16 protein-coding genes are annotated in these 15,428 nt (G+C 51.7%); all 16 read left to right on the top strand.

Going from position 1 to position 15,428, the window contains the following annotated elements:
• Positions 1-121: 121 nt before the first annotated feature.
• Entirely contained in the window at positions 122-1,192 is a 1,071-nt protein-coding gene (locus P9L94_10965) for a hypothetical protein (GenBank protein ID MDP8244592.1), read from the top strand.
• 146 nt (positions 1,193-1,338) lie between these two features.
• Entirely contained in the window at positions 1,339-1,938 is a 600-nt protein-coding gene (locus P9L94_10960; protein MDP8244591.1) for a hypothetical protein, read from the top strand.
• A gap of 205 nt (positions 1,939-2,143) precedes the next feature.
• Positions 2,144-2,317 carry a hypothetical protein gene (locus P9L94_10955; GenBank protein MDP8244590.1) on the top strand — a complete coding sequence of 58 codons (174 nt, stop codon included), beginning with the start codon at positions 2,144-2,146 and terminating at the stop codon, positions 2,315-2,317.
• A 110-nt stretch (positions 2,318-2,427) separates the two neighbouring features.
• Positions 2,428-3,078, top strand: a complete 651-nt coding sequence (gene grpE / locus P9L94_10950) for a nucleotide exchange factor GrpE (protein ID MDP8244589.1) — start codon at positions 2,428-2,430, stop codon at positions 3,076-3,078.
• A gap of 19 nt (positions 3,079-3,097) precedes the next feature.
• Positions 3,098-5,044, top strand: coding sequence for a molecular chaperone DnaK (gene dnaK, locus P9L94_10945; GenBank protein MDP8244588.1), 1,947 nt, complete (start codon positions 3,098-3,100; stop codon positions 5,042-5,044).
• A gap of 62 nt (positions 5,045-5,106) precedes the next feature.
• Entirely contained in the window at positions 5,107-5,418 is a 312-nt protein-coding gene (locus tag P9L94_10940) for a zinc ribbon domain-containing protein (protein MDP8244587.1), read from the top strand.
• 39 nt (positions 5,419-5,457) lie between these two features.
• Positions 5,458-5,817 carry a hypothetical protein gene (locus P9L94_10935; GenBank protein MDP8244586.1) on the top strand — a complete coding sequence of 120 codons (360 nt, stop codon included), beginning with the start codon at positions 5,458-5,460 and terminating at the stop codon, positions 5,815-5,817.
• 197 nt (positions 5,818-6,014) lie between these two features.
• Positions 6,015-7,019 (top strand): MoxR family ATPase, encoded by a 1,005-nt coding sequence (locus P9L94_10930; GenBank protein ID MDP8244585.1) that lies wholly within the window; start codon positions 6,015-6,017, stop codon positions 7,017-7,019.
• 17 nt (positions 7,020-7,036) lie between these two features.
• Positions 7,037-7,933, top strand: a complete 897-nt coding sequence (locus P9L94_10925) for a glycosyltransferase family A protein (GenBank protein MDP8244584.1) — start codon at positions 7,037-7,039, stop codon at positions 7,931-7,933.
• Positions 7,930-8,805, top strand: coding sequence for a DUF58 domain-containing protein (locus P9L94_10920; protein MDP8244583.1), 876 nt, complete (start codon positions 7,930-7,932; stop codon positions 8,803-8,805). Before P9L94_10925 ends, P9L94_10920 begins: the two co-directional genes overlap by 4 nt.
• Positions 8,806-8,834: 29 nt before the next feature.
• Positions 8,835-9,833, top strand: a complete 999-nt coding sequence (locus P9L94_10915; protein MDP8244582.1) for a hypothetical protein — start codon at positions 8,835-8,837, stop codon at positions 9,831-9,833.
• A gap of 5 nt (positions 9,834-9,838) precedes the next feature.
• Positions 9,839-10,855, top strand: coding sequence for a VWA domain-containing protein (locus P9L94_10910; GenBank protein MDP8244581.1), 1,017 nt, complete (start codon positions 9,839-9,841; stop codon positions 10,853-10,855).
• Between the two features lie 3 nt (positions 10,856-10,858).
• Positions 10,859-11,920, top strand: coding sequence for a VWA domain-containing protein (locus P9L94_10905; GenBank protein ID MDP8244580.1), 1,062 nt, complete (start codon positions 10,859-10,861; stop codon positions 11,918-11,920).
• A 23-nt stretch (positions 11,921-11,943) separates the two neighbouring features.
• Complete coding sequence (locus P9L94_10900; GenBank protein ID MDP8244579.1) at positions 11,944-12,771, top strand: tetratricopeptide repeat protein; 828 nt, start codon at positions 11,944-11,946, stop codon at positions 12,769-12,771.
• A gap of 2 nt (positions 12,772-12,773) precedes the next feature.
• Positions 12,774-14,609 carry a BatD family protein gene (locus P9L94_10895; protein ID MDP8244578.1) on the top strand — a complete coding sequence of 612 codons (1,836 nt, stop codon included), beginning with the start codon at positions 12,774-12,776 and terminating at the stop codon, positions 14,607-14,609.
• On the top strand, positions 14,610-15,422 hold the full coding sequence (locus P9L94_10890; GenBank protein MDP8244577.1) for a hypothetical protein: 813 nt from the start codon (positions 14,610-14,612) through the stop codon (positions 15,420-15,422).
• The last annotated feature ends 6 nt before the right edge of the window (positions 15,423-15,428 follow it).

Raw genomic sequence — 15,428 nt, 5'->3', positions numbered from 1 at the left:
TAGAAGATTTTATTATGCCTCGGGGTTGGGTTTCGCTTGTCTTCGTCGCGGCTTTTTACCGCTGACTACGAAAGCCGCTTCACCTAATCCCCTGCGGCATTCTGAAAAGTTGAAGGGGCTTATGCAAGATCGCGTGAACCTTACGTTCATATTTTCTCTCTTGATATTTTTCGCATTGACAACGTCGCTTGCGTCCGCGCAGGACATGCCGTCGCTGCCGCCGTTGTCAGGCGAAGATTCTGGAGACGACGGCGTCAAATCGTTTATGAATATGCTGCGCGGCGACTTGATGCGCCGTTTGGAAGACGCCAAACAATCGACAAATTCATTAAGCAGAGGCGTACAACGCCCCAAGCCGGAACTAGGCAAACATGCACCCTCCAACCAAGCGATTGACATCTCAAAATACTTAGGCGCTGACGGCGATCCCGCCAAGACAATCGAGAAACTCATTGAGAGTGGAAAAATTCCGCCTTCCGCCGCGTCGTCGATCCCGCAACATTCGTCTGCGGCATCTCAACATTGGAAGAGCGTCCCGCTGGGCAAGCGTATCGAATACGCCGAAGATTTGGTGCGCCGCCGCAAACCCAACGCCGCGCTGGACGAACTGGGCGAAATTCTCAACGAGAAAGAGCTCGGCGAAGATGAGAAAATCGGCGCGTTGATCCTGCGTGAAAAAGCGCTGTTATTACTCAGAAAATACCAAACCGTTCAAGAAGATTATTACCGCTTGAAAACGTATTACCCCGAACGCTCCGAAGTGGAAGATTTGCGTTCCTACATGGAAGAACAAACAGGATTAGACACACTACAAGAGCGAGTGAAGAAGGCCCCCGACGATGAAGAAGCCCAGCAAGATTTATTAAAGCATTACGTCAAAATGGGCTGGCTGGATTTTGCCGAGGAATTTTTTGGCGCGACTTTGAAAGATTCATCGGCGCCCACCATCAAGAGCCTGAGCGAGATTTATTACCGCAAAAAAGACAACGAAATGCTCATCACACTTTCTCGCGTCGCGCAGGAACTTCACCCGAAGACCGCTGATTTTTATTATAACGAAGGCGTTGCGCTCTATGCGCAGGGCGACCGGAAATCGGCGCGCGCCTCGTTTCAGAAAGCGCTCGGCTGCTCCCGCAACCCCGTGTTGAACACCAAAATCAATTGGTACCTTCAACGTCTCTCCGCGCGATAAACATACCGCTTTTCATCATCACTCTTAGCCGCTGCAGTAAGAGGCAACCCCCATCTCATAAAAACGTTCTAATCGTATTTTTGAGGCTTTCCAGCCAAAGATTTCAGCCGTATAGTAATCGAGTAAATACTTTGGGAGCGTGGGTCATGGATGTAGTTCCGATACAACAAGCGATTCTGAGCGTATACGAAAAAAGCGGCGTTGTTGATTTAGGTCGCGCTCTCAAAGCGCATGGAACCCACATCCTCTCGACAGGCGGAACAGGCCGCGCGCTGCATGAATCCGGCATCGAATATCAGGAAGTCAGCGACTACACCGGCTCACCGGAAATGTTAGGCGGGCGGGTGAAAACCCTGCACCCCATGATTCACGGCGGCATTTTATTCAAACGAAATGATCCCAAACAGGTCGAAGAAGCAGGCGAGTTTGACGTCAAGCCGATTGACCTGGTCGTAGTCAACTTATATCCATTTCAGCAAACCATCGCCAAACCCGGCGTGACCCTGGACGAAGCGCTGGAAAATATCGACATCGGCGGCCCGACCATGATTCGCGCCGCAGCGAAAAATTTTAAGGCTGTCACCGTCATCACCGAGCCGGATGACTACAACGTAGTCGTTGAAGAGATCAGAAAACACAACGGCGTCACCCTTGAGACGCGCAAGAGACTCGCGGCAAAGGCATTCATGCACACCCATCAATATGACCGCGCCATCACAGGTTATCTACAAAGCGTTAAACTATAACCATCCACTGGTTTTCCACAGTTTTTACAAGAAATCCACAAAATGGGGCAAATGACTCACAAGTTCTCCACAGCCTTACATATTGCTAATATTTCTGCAAGTTCTATAAAAACAAACAGATAAAATAGATCGAATCAATCATTATCCATGTAATATTCTTCTAGATGTAATGTTCTGTGGATAAGTATATATTTCTATCGACATCATGGAATATAAACCCGCTACCATCTTTAATATATTCCATGCCCGTCGTGCCGAAGAAATTTCAATGACTAGCTATTTTGGCACACCCGCTCTAGATACCTTGGTGAATCGCGCCATTCTGGCCCGCTTTAACAACGATTTCTTCGATGAAAGCGCCTCGCGCAAACCAAAATAAACTGCTTATTTATAATAACTTATAAACCAACAACTCTCATGGAATGTTTATTGCATTTAGGAATAGCGTTAAGTCAAAAAAAACTAAAAACACTGAGATTAATAGCAAGCATGAACGAAAGAGAAAACACAACACAAGAGTTTGAAAATCCAACAGATGAAAGCGTCAGCAACCAGGATGCCGCTTCTTCAGTGGTTGAAGAAAACGACTCCGTAGACGAAACGCTCGAAGAGGCTGAAACCGCTGAAGGCCAGGCCGAACCTAGCGCTGAGACTGAGTTTGAGGCGGTCTGCAAGCAGCGTGATGAATACCTTCACGATTTGCAGCGATTACAGGCGGAATTTGATAATTTCCGCAAACGTACGATTCGCGAACGCTCTGAAATGCGTGAATTTTTGCTGCAAGAATTCATGGGACGCCTGTTGGACGTGATCGACAACCTCGACCGCGCACTCAACACCGACTCGAATGAGGACAACCACGAGTCATTTCGCGACGGCGTGAAGATGATCCAGCAGCAGATGATGACGATTCTTTCGGAATATGGCCTTGAGCGCATCAACACCCAGGGCGAGATGTTCGACCCTAGCGTTCACGAAGCCATGATGCTAATCGAAAGCGAAGAACACCAACCCGGGCAAATCGTCAGTGAGTTTATGCCCGGTTATCTGTTAAAAGAGCGTGTTTTACGCGCCGCAAAAGTACAAGTCGCACAGGCTGCCAGCACACCATCCGATCAGACAGAAACTAACGAATCTTAGAGATAAAGGAGCAAACGTCATGGGAAAGGTCATCGGAATTGATTTAGGAACAACGAACTCCGTTGTCGCCGTGATCGAAGGCGGCGAGCCAGCCGTCATTACAAACGCGGAAGGTGGTCGTACAACGCCTTCAGTCGTCGCATTCACCGACAGCGGTGAACGCCTGGTCGGCCAGGTCGCCAAGCGCCAAGCGATTACGAATCCAACGCGAACGGTGTTTTCGTCGAAGCGTTTTATCGGGCGCAAGTTTGAAGAACTCGGCGCCGAAAAAGAGCGCATCCCCTATAAAATCGCTAGAGCCTCCGACGGCTCCGCCGCATTTGAAATTGACGGCAAGACTTATAAGCCCGAAGAAATTTCCGCCCGCGTCTTGCAGAAGATGAAACAAACAGCGGAAGACTACCTGGGCCATGAAGTCACCCAAGCCGTCATCACCGTCCCGGCCTATTTTGACGACAGCCAGCGCCAGTCCACCAAGGACGCAGGCAAAATCGCCGGTCTCGAAGTATTGCGCATCATTAACGAACCGACCGCAGCGGCGCTCGCATACGGTATGGACAAAAAGACCGACCAAAAGATCGCCGTGTATGATTTCGGCGGCGGCACGTTCGATGTCTCCATCCTCGAACTGGGCGACGGCGTATTTGAAGTGAAGTCGACCAACGGCGATACCCACTTGGGCGGCGACGATATTGACCATGTCCTCATCGACCATATTGCCGATAACTTCCAAAAAGAATCCGGCATCGACGTCCGCAAGGACCCGATGGCGCTGCAACGCTTGAAAGACGCCGCAGAAAAGGCCAAGTGTGAATTGTCGAGTTCGATGGAAACCTCCATCGACATTCCATTCATCACCGCCGACGCCACCGGCCCGAAACACTTGCAGATGAAATTGTCGCGCTCCAAGTTTGAGCAAATCGCGGGGCCATTGATCGACCGCACCATCGAGCCATGCAAAAAGGCCATCAAAGACGCGGGCTTGTCAGCGTCTGAAATTGACGAAGTGATTCTCGTCGGCGGCTCGACGCGCATCCCGTATGTTCAAAAGATCGTTAAACAGTTGTTTGAACGCGAACCGAACCGAGGCGTGAACCCGGATGAAGTCGTCGCCGTCGGCGCGGCCATTCAGGGCGGCGTGTTGAACAAAGAAGTCAAAGACGTCCTGCTGCTTGACGTGACGCCGCTCTCGCTCGGCATCGAAACCTTGGGCGACGTGTTCACTCGTTTGATTGAGCGCAACACAACGATCCCATGCCGTAAGAGCCAGGTGTTTTCAACGGCGTCTGACAATCAGCCCGCCGTGTCGATCCAGGTCTTGCAGGGCGAACGTGAAATCGCTTCGCAAAACAAAAGCATCGGACGCTTCGATCTGGTTGGGCTTCCCCCCGCCCCGCGCGGGCTGCCTCAAATTGAGGTCGCGTTCGACATCGACGCCAACGGCATTCTGCATGTCTCCGCCAAAGATTTAGGCACCGGCAAAGAGCAGAAAATTCGCATTGAGCAATCCAGCGGCTTGTCGGAAGATGAAATTGAAAAGATGGTGAAAGACGCGGAACTGCACGCGGACGAAGATCAAAAGAAAAAAGAAGAAGCCACCGTGCGCAACGAAGCCGACAACCTGGTTTATTCGACAGAAAAATCGCTGAAAGAATACGGCGACAAAATCGAAGACGCCGACAAGGCCAAAATCGAAGACGGCATCCAAGAATTGAAAACCGCTTTGGAGTCAGGCTCGATTGACGATGTCAAGCAAAAGAAAGAAGCACTTGAGCAAACGGCCCAAACCTTAGGCCAGAAGATTTATGAAGAAGTCGCCAAACAGCAAGAAGCCGCAGGCGCGGCGGGCGCTGGAGCGACGGGCGCAGAGCCTGACGCCGAAACGCCGGACGAAGAAAGCGCTTCTGAAAGTTCGTCCGTCAATAAAGACGATGTTGTTGACGCGGAATTTACCGTAGATAAATAACACGCTACCCTACAACGGTCAGCACAACCTGCTGGCCGTTATTTGTTTGGAAGGAAAACGCCATGCCCACGTATGATTATGTCTGCGACAAATGCAATCATGAATTTGAATTGTTTCAATCCATGAAGGACGATCCACTCGACAAATGTCCAGAGTGTAAATCAAAAAAAGTACGCCGACTGATTGGCGGCGGCGCAGGCATCATCTTCAAAGGGTCCGGGTTTTACGAAACCGACTATAAGCGCAAAGAACAACCCAAGAGCAAAAATGAAAGCGCCAGCGCAAGCGAGAGCAAGTCTGAAACAAAACCGGACAGCAAGAAAGACAGTTCCTCCGGCGACAAGAAAGACTCAAAGAAAACAGCGGCTGCGTAAATCAAGAAACTTATGGAACGCGCTCCATCACGCGAGACAATGATTCGGTCAACAATAACGGCGCTACTCCTTAGCGTCGTTTTCGTTTTGGCGCTTGGAACCCGCTTGACCTGGTTGGCGTCTCATCATTTGTCTGATGCGCAACACGCGGTCGAGCAAAAACAGTTTGCGCTTGCATTTGACTACTACAATCGCGCCATTCGCAACTATTACCCGGGCAACCCCTATTCACGTAAGGCCGTTCTCAATGCGAAAAATTTTGTTGGTTCTTACTCGCAAAATATAAACAAAGATTTACAACAATTTCGTGGAAGTTTATTGTCAATCCGTTCGCTTTATCAGCCTTATAACAAAGAAGTCGAATGGATTGAAAACAAGTTGTCTGAAAGCCGTGAATAAGCGTTACTGTTATATGAAATGATCGTACACAATACAGAGATTCAATTCATTGCATGAAGATGGATCATCAAAATAAATTAGTCGCGCCGCCTGGAAATTGGCGAGACGGCAAAGCGTTGCTATAGTGAGCGCTGCTGACTCACCGGCGGTATTCATCCAATACGCTTCATAAGAATTTGTAGAAGGAGGCATTGTCCGTGGACGCTGCAAATACTTCCAGCGCCGATATCCGCGCCATCTCTGAACGCATCCAACAAGAGAGCGCGTTTATCCGGCCCCTGCTTGACCAGATTGAGAAAGTTATTGTTGGCCAACAATATATGGTCGAACGCCTGTTGATCGGCATGTTGACCGGCGGCCATGTGCTGTTGGAAGGCGTCCCCGGTCTCGCCAAGACGCTAACGGTTTCGACGTTATCCAAAACCATCCGCGCATCGTTTCAACGAATCCAATTCACGCCCGACTTGCTGCCCGCCGACTTGGTCGGCACCATGATTTACAACCAACAGACCGGCGAGTTCGTCCCCAAAAAAGGGCCGATCTTTTCACAGATTATCCTCGCCGACGAAATCAACCGCGCACCCGCGAAAGTGCAAAGCGCTCTGCTCGAATGTATGCAGGAAAAACAAGTCACCATTGGCGCGGAAACCTATCCGATGGCGGCGCCGTTTCTGGTGCTGGCAACACAGAACCCCATCGAGCAGGAAGGCACCTATCCCCTGCCCGAAGCGCAAATCGACCGCTTTATGTTGAAACTCAAAGTGGGCTACCCCAGCAAAGCCGAAGAACGCATCATTCTCGACCGCATGACCGGCGAAGAGATCCATACGCCGCAAATCGTGGTTGATCCAGAAACCATTCTCAAAGCGCAGCAAGCCGTCAAAAGCGTTTACGTCGACGGCAAGGTACGCGATTACATTGTTGATTTGGTGTTCGCCACTCGCGAACCGAAAACTTATAACATCGACATTCATGACTTGATTGAATTCGGCGCTTCGCCGCGCGCGACCATCTTCCTCACCGTCGCCGCCAAAGCCCACGCCTTCTTACGGGGACGCGGCTACGTCACGCCGGAAGACGTCAAATCGATCGGGATGGACGTATTGCGCCATCGCGTCATTTTGAGTTATGAAGCCGAGGCCGAAGAAATGACGCCCGAACAGGTGATTCAACGCGTGTTCGATCAGGTTGAAGTTCCATAAATCAAACAGGGGTTGTCATGACCAAGCCGTTCATATCAACCATAGTCCGAACCTACAACCGGCCGGACCGGTTGCGCGAATGCTTGCAGACGCTGGCCGCGCAAACCTTTGATTCGTTCGAGGTCGTGGTGGTCAACGATGCGGGCGAGGACGTGCGCGAAATCGTCGAGGACGAACTCGCGGGCGTTGCGCACCACTATATGTGCAACCCGGTCAACCGGGGGCGTACCGCCAACTTGAACATCGGCGTCAACGCGGCGAACGGCGAGTACGTTAGTTTCGTTGATGACGACGACGGCGTGCTGCCGCATTTTCTGCAAACTCTCGCCGACGCCGCGCGTCCACAACAGTTGCCGATGGTTTATTCCGACGTGCTCAACGTGACTTTCCAACAAGACCCGCACACCCACGAATGGAAGCGCGTTCAAGAACAATTAATCTACTCCTTTGATTTTGAGAAAGACAATTTTTTGCTGGCGAATTACGTTCCGATCAATTGCTGGCTGGTGCGCAAGGACTGCTTCGACGCGGTCGGGCCTTTCGATGAATCACTGACCGTGTATGAAGACTGGGAATTTCTAATTCGCCTGTCGCGCAAGTTTAACTTTCAACACGTTAGCAAAGTCACTGGCGAATATCGCCGCCGCGACGACAATAGCAATATCCTTGAACAAGAGTCGTACAAAGCTAACGACCGCACCGTCAAGCGGCGCTATCGCCGCGACCGCGACGCCGTGTTTGATCCGATATTCAAAAGCACGTTTCAAAAACAGCGCGAAACGCGCCAAGCGCTGCAACAGGCGCAGCAATACGCGCAACAAAACCAAGTTCTCAAAAAACAAATGGCGGAGGCGCAGCGCGTCATTCAAGATATGCAAACCCAGATGCGCCAATTGCGGGAGGGCCGTCCATGATCCCGCGCGAGTTAATCAAAAAAATCCGGCGCATTGAAATCCGCACCAACCGCATGGTCAACGACGTGCTGGCGGGCGAATATCATTCCGTCTTCAAAGGCCAGGGCGTCGAGTTTGAGGAAGTGCGCGAGTATCAACACGGCGACGACATCCGCACCATCGACTGGAACGTCACCGCGCGCATGGGCGAGCCGTTTGTGAAACGCTATCGCGAAGAGCGCGAGCTGACCGTGATGATGGTGGTCGATGCGTCGTCTTCAAGTTTGTTTGGAACCACAGAAAAACAAAAAGCCGAACTGGCGGCTGAACTCTCCGCCGTGCTGGCGTTTTCGGCAATTAAAAATAACGACCGCGTCGGTTTGATTCTCTTCACGGATGAAGTCGAAACCTTCATCCCGCCCAAGAAGGGCAAAAAGCATGTGTTGCGCCTGATTCGCGAACTGTTGTTGTTTGAACCCAAGGGCGGCGCCACCAATATTCAAAATGCGCTCGATTTTATGGGACGGCTCACCACCCATAAAAGCGTGGTATTTTTGATTTCTGACTTTATGAGCGAGCGCTATCAGGACGCATTACGCGTCACCAACAAAAAGCACGATCTCGTCACCATCAGCATCACCGACCCGCGCGAAGTTGACATGCCGCCCATCGGGCTGCTCGAACTCGAAGACGCGGAAACTGGCGAGGTCATCGTCATTGATACCTATGACGCGAAGATGCGTTCATTGTTTACCGACGAAGCTAATCGCGATATCGAACGCTTGTCGCAAGAATTTAAACGGTTGAATGTCGACCACGTTCCCATCCGAACCGACAAGCCCTATGTGGACCCGTTGATTCATTTTTTCCAAAAACGGGCGAGACGATACTGATAAGCAAAAACGAGTCATCACACGAACCTATGAAACGATTGTACGTTTTTTCAATCTATAGCCTTCTCGTATTGGCGTGTCTGTTTGCGCAGGCGCAAGATGCATCCAACCAAGGCGCCCTGCCCCGCTTCGAGTTATCGACGCAACCGGAAACGGTCGCGGCGGGACAACCGTTCCAGTTTTCCGTCAAAGTCATTTATAACTCCAGCATCTCAATCAAGCCGCAGGCTCTCCCGATTGACTTGGCGCCGTTCGTCATTCAAGACGCCTCCAAACTCGAACACTTAGATTACAGCGCTGATGAACCAAAGCCGGTTGATCCCGCAACGCACAGCGGCCTGATGTATGACGAATACACATTCACGCTTGCTATCAATGAACCCGGCGTCCAGCAAATACCTTCGGTCCCGTTTGCGTATCAAATTTCTAATGGGCAAACAGAGACGCTCGCGACCGAGCCATATCCCATCGGAATCGAAGGCGCCGCAGCGGACGACGAATTGCGCGACATCAAACCGCCGATGGAATTAGAAGGCACAAGTTACGCTTGGGTTGTCGTATTGGTTGTGATAGCGCTTCTCGCCGCCTTGATCGCCGCCTACTACTTATGGCGACGAAAAACGGAACCGGAACTTGCGCCGCCCCCGCCCGTTCCCGCGCACGTCAAAGCGTTGGAAGCGCTGCAGGCGGTTCGCGCGGATGAAGCCTTGTTCCGTGAACGCCGACTGGAAGAACTGACCATACGCGTCAGCGAAATTGTCCGCGTGTATCTTTATGACCGCTATCGCATTCTGGCGATGGACTACACCACAGAAGAAATCATCGCCGCGTTAAAAAGCCTTCAAACGCCGTTCGATACGCACAAGGCGTTTCGCGATTTTTTTGAAGAATGCGATTTGATTAAATTCGCCAAACACGAACTCGCGGGCGAGGCCATGCAGAACCTGGTCGAGATCGCCAAACAGTTAGTCATAAAAACACAAAAAGAAACCAGCGCCGTCGCCGATAGCGCTGATCTAACGAGTTAAACGAAATGCGATTTGCTTTTGCAGGAATTCTCCTGCTTTTATTTATTGTTCCATTGTTGCTGCTGCGCTACATGAAAGGCGCGGGCGCGGCGCCGTTGGTCTATTCAGACATCCGCCGCGTGAAAAGCGCAATGGGCCGCTCCTCAAACAAAGGCTCCAGATTATTGTGGGCGCGGCGCGGTTTGTTCGGGCTTCGCCTCGCGGCGCTGGTGCTGTTTATCTTCGCGCTTGCGCGCCCTCAGCGAGAACTGGTCACCAGCCAGGTTTATAGCGAAGGCGTCGATATTATGATGACGCTCGACATCTCAGGCAGCATGAACCTGATCGACCTCGACGTGCAAAACCGCCGGACGCGAATGCAGGTTACCCAGGACGCCGTGAAGGCTTTCGTCGAAGGCAGACAAAATGACCGCATCGGCATGACGGTATTCGCCACCGACGCGTTCCTGCAATGCCCGCTGACGATTGACTACGCCATCGTCAATAATTTCATCGACCAGATTTTCATCGGGATGGTTCCTGAGAACAGCACCGCCGTCGGCAACGCACTGGCGTCGTCATTAAACCGCCTGCGCTACAGCGAAGCCAAAAGCAAAGTGATCGTACTCATCACCGACGGCGCCAACAACGATGGCCAAATCGACCCCTTCACCGCTGCCGAACTCGCCCAATCGCTGGGCGTGAAAATCTATACTATCGGCGTCGGCGGGTTGGGGACGCCCTACGTCATGGTTGAAACCATTTTGGGCCGCCAACTGCGCCCCTACCCCGAAGCGGAGCGCATCGACGAAGAGAGCCTGAAAAAGATCGCCTCCCTCACCCATGGAAAGTATTTTCGCGCGGTCGATACAAAACGCTTCAACGAAATTTTTGATGAAATCGACCAGTTAGAAAAAACCGAAATCGTCTCCGAAGCGCACCGCCGCTTTCGCGAGTTGTTTCCCAATTTTTTAATCCCCGGGTTGGCGTTGTTGCTGATCGAAGTGGTACTGTCGCAAACCCGATATCGAAAGTTGCCGTAAACGATGCAGTTTGGTTCACCACAATCGCTCAATCTACTTTGGCTTTTGCTCCCGCTGGCGCTCTTTTTGCGCTGGGCGTGGAACAAGCGCCTCGCCGCGCTAAAACGCTTCGGCGAAATGGAACTGGTCGAACGCCTGCTCGCCGGGGTCAGCCGCGAGAAACAGAAAGCGCGTTTGTGGCTGCTGTTTGGCGTGTTTGCGTTTTCATTGCTGGCGTTGGCGCGCCCGATGTGGGGATCAAAAGAACAGACGCTGATCTCGCGAGGCAACGACATCTTCATCGCGCTGGACGTTTCGCGCAGCATGTTGGCGGAAGACATTAAACCCAACCGCCTGGATCAAGCCAAACTACAAATCGCTAAACTCATTGACCGAATGAAAGGCCACCGCATCGGCCTGATCCCCTTCGCGGGCGAAGCATTTACGCAATGTCCGCTGACGCTAGATTACGCTGCGGCGAAAATCTTATTAAGCGAAGTCAACCAAAACACCATCCCCACCGGCGGCACCGCCATTGGCAGCGCGATTGAAAAAGCGCTGGCGTCGTTCCCGCCCGGTGAACGCGAATCGCGGGTCATCATCTTGATTACCGACGGCGAAGACACCGTTGGCGACCCAAAAGAAACCGCAGAGAAAGCCAAAGAAGAAGGCGTGTTGATCTACGCCATCGGCATCGGCGACGCCGTCGGCGGCCCCATCCCCCAGCGCGACGACGCCGGCGATCTGCAAGAGTATATTAAAGATAGCGAAGGCAATGTGGTTTACAGCAAATTAAACGAAGAGGCGCTGCAATCCATCTGCCGTATCACCGGCGGCGAATATTTCCCGGTTCGTTCGTCTGAGTTTGGATTGAATGCGATCTATGAGCACATCGAACAACGACGCCAGCAGCGTTATTTGGAATCGCGGTTTATTTCACAATTTGAAGAGCGCTATTATATGTTTCTATTTCCGGCGTTGCTCCTGCTCATTGTCGAAATGTTATTAACCGATAAAAAGAACGCCAAGCGGCGCACCCTCGGCGGGTTTAACCCCGGCGACGCGCCGGAACGCCAGAAGTCGTAAACGATTATTACGGAGAACGCGCCATGCGTACGAACCAAAATCTATTTCGGGCGGCCCTTGCCCTGCTCATTGCATCGTCGCTGCACTATGGGTTTTTGAACCCGATTCGTGACGGCGTGTTGAAAGCCAACCAGTTGTATGAGCAGGGAAAATATCAGGAAGCCATCCAGGCCTATACCGACCTTGCGGCGCGGTATGCACCCGAATCAAGCGAGTTGCACTACAACATGGGCAACGCCTGGTATCGCCAGGGCAAGTACGAAGAAGCCATGACCGAATATCAACAAACCCTGGGCGCTGAAGATGAAACCATCAATGCGCGGGCGAACTACTCCATCGGTAACGCGCAATTTCAAATGGAGAAATACCAGGAAGCCGTTCAATCGTATGAAAAGACGCTTGAAGTTTTGCCTGACGATGAAGACGCCAAACACAATCTTGAATTGGCCAAGCGCAAGTTAGAAGAACAGCAGCAACAGCAGCAGCAAAACCAAGAGAACCAGGAACAAAACGAAGACCAGGAAAAACAAGACCAGGAACAAGAGCCGCAAAAGGGCGATCAAGAACAAAAAGACCAGGAAAAGCAGGAACAGCAAGAGCAGCAACAAGAAAATCAGGACCAAGATCAACAAGACCAGCAAAATCAGGAACAGCAAGACGAACAAAGCGACAAACAAGATCAAGAAGCCCAAAACGATCAGCAACAAAGCCCTCAAAAAGATGAGAAAAAACTAACCAAAGAACAAGCGGAACAACTGTTAAAGAATTTTGAAGAAGACGAAAAAGACCGGCGCAAACAAATCAAACGCCAACCGGTACAAGCCAACATCGTCATAGAAAAAGATTGGTAACAATGCAAACACATTCGCATTGCGCTACATATAAACGGCTTTTGATCGCGCTTTTTGCGATGGGGTTCTTTCTCTGCGCAGTCGCATTGACCAGCGATGCGAAAGTCTCAATCGAAGCAACGCTCTCTAAGAATGTACTGCGCATCAATGAAACAACCCGAATGCAAATCACCGTGCGCTCGGATGGGAACGACGCATTAAATACGCCGGTGATTCCCGAATTGAACGGGCTGACGTTTTCCTACCGATCAAACAGTAACAAGACCAACTGGTCGATGGTCAATGGACGCACCTCGGTCGAACGCGCAGTCATTCATGAATATGACGTCATCGCGCTCGCAGCGGGGCAATATTCTCTGAAAGACATTCGCGTCCAAACAGAATCCGGCTTCGTCGCCGTCAAACCCATCACGCTGACCGTGCTCGACGAAAACGCGTCGGCCCCAACGCCAAGCCCACAGCCATCTCCAACGATTGACAATCAACAATGGCCTTATTACCTGGGGCAAATCACTAAACAAGACGCCTACGTCGGCGAAGAAACCATTCTTGATTATTACCTGTTGGTTCCCCGCGAATACGAACGCAACATTCAAATTGATAAGGTGCTTGACAAACAAGGCGTGTTTCAATCATTTTGGGTGGAAAAGCACGACGTTGGCCGCGACCTTGAAAAAGAATACGTGAAAATTGACAACCAAATTTTCGCGAAATTCACCATCAACCGCTACATTCTCTATCCACTCAAACCCGGCAAGATTGAAATTGCTCCCTTAGAAGTCCAAGGGCGGCGCGCGGTTTCGACGGGCATCAGCGTGTTTCGGCGCCAGGAAAACTTTTCAAAATCGTCAAACCCCGTCACCTTAAACGTGAAGCCGCTTCCAGAAGAAGGCAAGCCGGAAAATTTCCAAGGCGCAGTCGGCCGCTTTCAATTGAGTAGCAAAGTGGATGAAATCGAACTTGACGAAGGCGATCCGGTGACACTGAATATTTCGCTCGAAGGAGTCGGCAATCTACGCAATGCGCCCTCGCCGCAATTGCCGGATTTAACAAACTTCGATCAATTCGGCCCAACCACCTCGCAAGATATCAGCGTCTCGAAAGAGGGCGTCAGTGGTCGGGTGGAATACACGCACGTGTTGATTCCGCATGACATCAATGCCAATGAAATCGGCCCGGTACGCTACGCCTATTTCGATCCGCAAGCGGTCAAATACATCACGCTCGAAACGCCGCCGATTGAATTGAACATACGCGCCGCGCTGGGCGGCTCACGAAGCGCCTATACGTCAGGCTCTCCCCGGCGCATCCCTACCCGCATCGGCGATGATTTTCGGTTCATTCACACATCGCTGTTGGCGCTGGCATCAATCAACCTGGGCGCGCACCAGCGTTTGATCGTGTGGTTGTTTGCGCTGCTTCCGTTGGCCTTATTAGGCGCGGCGCTCTACGCAAAAGCCCGGCGCGATTATCTGATCGCCAATCCCGATGCGGCCAAACGGCTGCGGGCTCCGCGGGCAGCGCGTAAGTGTTTGACCGAAGCCCAAGACGCGCTGGCGACGGGCGATCTGCAACAGACGTACGCGGCCATCGGCCGGGCCATCAACCAAACCGTCGACCATTGTTGGAACCTGGCGGCAGCCGGATTGACCATCACCGAATTAAAAGAAACCTTGCGCGAAAAAGGCGTTGACGGCGATTCTGTAGAACGCGCGGCTTCAATCTTAGAAACCGTTGACGGCGCCCGTTTTTCGGGAGGCTCATTAGACGCCGCTTCCGCCCGAAACGACTTGGAACAAACGGAACAAATTGTTCAATCATTAATGAAACTAAAATAAATGACGCCGATTCGATTTTTTCTCTTTTTATCTTTATTCTTGACCAGCGCCTTTTCGGCGATGGCGGAAACTACATTGCCGCCTGACTATGCGCCCGAAGCGAGTTCATCAGACATTTTCAGCCAGGCGAATGAGTTGTATCGCAACAATGAAACCGAAAAAGCCATCGCGGGCTATCTATATCTAAATGAACACGGCGCCGCCAACGGCTACCTGTTCTACAACTTAGGCAACGCCTATTTCCTTCAAGGCCAATTGGGCGACGCCATTCTCTGGTATGAACGCGCCAAGCGCTATCTGCCTCGTTTTGAAGACCTCGAGGTCAACCTGACGTACGCCCGCAACCAAATCGTCGACGAAATCGCCGCTCCGCCCAAACACAGCGGGACGCTCGGTTTATTTTTGTGGATTTATGACTCGTTTAACCCCAATGAATTGGCCTGGATCGCCCTCGCGGGGCTTTGGTTATGGGTTCTAAGCCTGTCCGGCATACTTTGGCTCAATCAGCCAAATCAAAAAGCATGGCTCCGCGTCCCTTGTTGGCTGGGGGGGCTTGCTTTTATAATTTTCGTTTCGTGCGCCGCCGCCAAAGTCTACGATTTTGAAACATGGAACGAAGGAATCGTTACCTCTTCGGCGGTCGAAATCAAAACGGCGCCCGGTTCGGATTTCTCGACGGCCTTTTCGCTGCATGAAGGCGCGAAAGTACGAATCGTTCAGCGGCAAAACGACTGGGTGCAAATCCGGTTGCCCGGCGACGCCGCGTTCACTGGATGGATGCCGTACCAAAGCGTCCAGCCGATTGAACCCTGATCGCTA

The organism is Candidatus Hinthialibacter antarcticus (assembly GCA_030765645.1).
GTDB classification, from domain to species: domain Bacteria; phylum Hinthialibacterota; class Hinthialibacteria; order Hinthialibacterales; family Hinthialibacteraceae; genus Hinthialibacter; species Hinthialibacter antarcticus.
The sequence above is the reverse complement of the archived record's forward strand: the minus strand, read 5'-3'. Positions and strand labels throughout refer to the sequence as shown.

Coding starts and splice junctions, on each gene's coding strand:
- P9L94_10965 (MDP8244592.1), top strand. CDS start 122: ATGCAAGATCGCGTGAACCTTACGTTCATATTTTCTCTCTTGATATTT.
- P9L94_10960 (MDP8244591.1), top strand. CDS start 1,339: ATGGATGTAGTTCCGATACAACAAGCGATTCTGAGCGTATACGAAAAA.
- P9L94_10955 (MDP8244590.1), top strand. CDS start 2,144: ATGGAATATAAACCCGCTACCATCTTTAATATATTCCATGCCCGTCGT.
- grpE (MDP8244589.1), top strand. CDS start 2,428: ATGAACGAAAGAGAAAACACAACACAAGAGTTTGAAAATCCAACAGAT.
- dnaK (MDP8244588.1), top strand. CDS start 3,098: ATGGGAAAGGTCATCGGAATTGATTTAGGAACAACGAACTCCGTTGTC.
- P9L94_10940 (MDP8244587.1), top strand. CDS start 5,107: ATGCCCACGTATGATTATGTCTGCGACAAATGCAATCATGAATTTGAA.
- P9L94_10935 (MDP8244586.1), top strand. CDS start 5,458: ATGATTCGGTCAACAATAACGGCGCTACTCCTTAGCGTCGTTTTCGTT.
- P9L94_10925 (MDP8244584.1), top strand. CDS start 7,037: ATGACCAAGCCGTTCATATCAACCATAGTCCGAACCTACAACCGGCCG.
- P9L94_10920 (MDP8244583.1), top strand. CDS start 7,930: ATGATCCCGCGCGAGTTAATCAAAAAAATCCGGCGCATTGAAATCCGC.
- P9L94_10915 (MDP8244582.1), top strand. CDS start 8,835: ATGAAACGATTGTACGTTTTTTCAATCTATAGCCTTCTCGTATTGGCG.
- P9L94_10910 (MDP8244581.1), top strand. CDS start 9,839: ATGCGATTTGCTTTTGCAGGAATTCTCCTGCTTTTATTTATTGTTCCA.
- P9L94_10905 (MDP8244580.1), top strand. CDS start 10,859: ATGCAGTTTGGTTCACCACAATCGCTCAATCTACTTTGGCTTTTGCTC.
- P9L94_10900 (MDP8244579.1), top strand. CDS start 11,944: ATGCGTACGAACCAAAATCTATTTCGGGCGGCCCTTGCCCTGCTCATT.
- P9L94_10895 (MDP8244578.1), top strand. CDS start 12,774: ATGCAAACACATTCGCATTGCGCTACATATAAACGGCTTTTGATCGCG.
- P9L94_10890 (MDP8244577.1), top strand. CDS start 14,610: ATGACGCCGATTCGATTTTTTCTCTTTTTATCTTTATTCTTGACCAGC.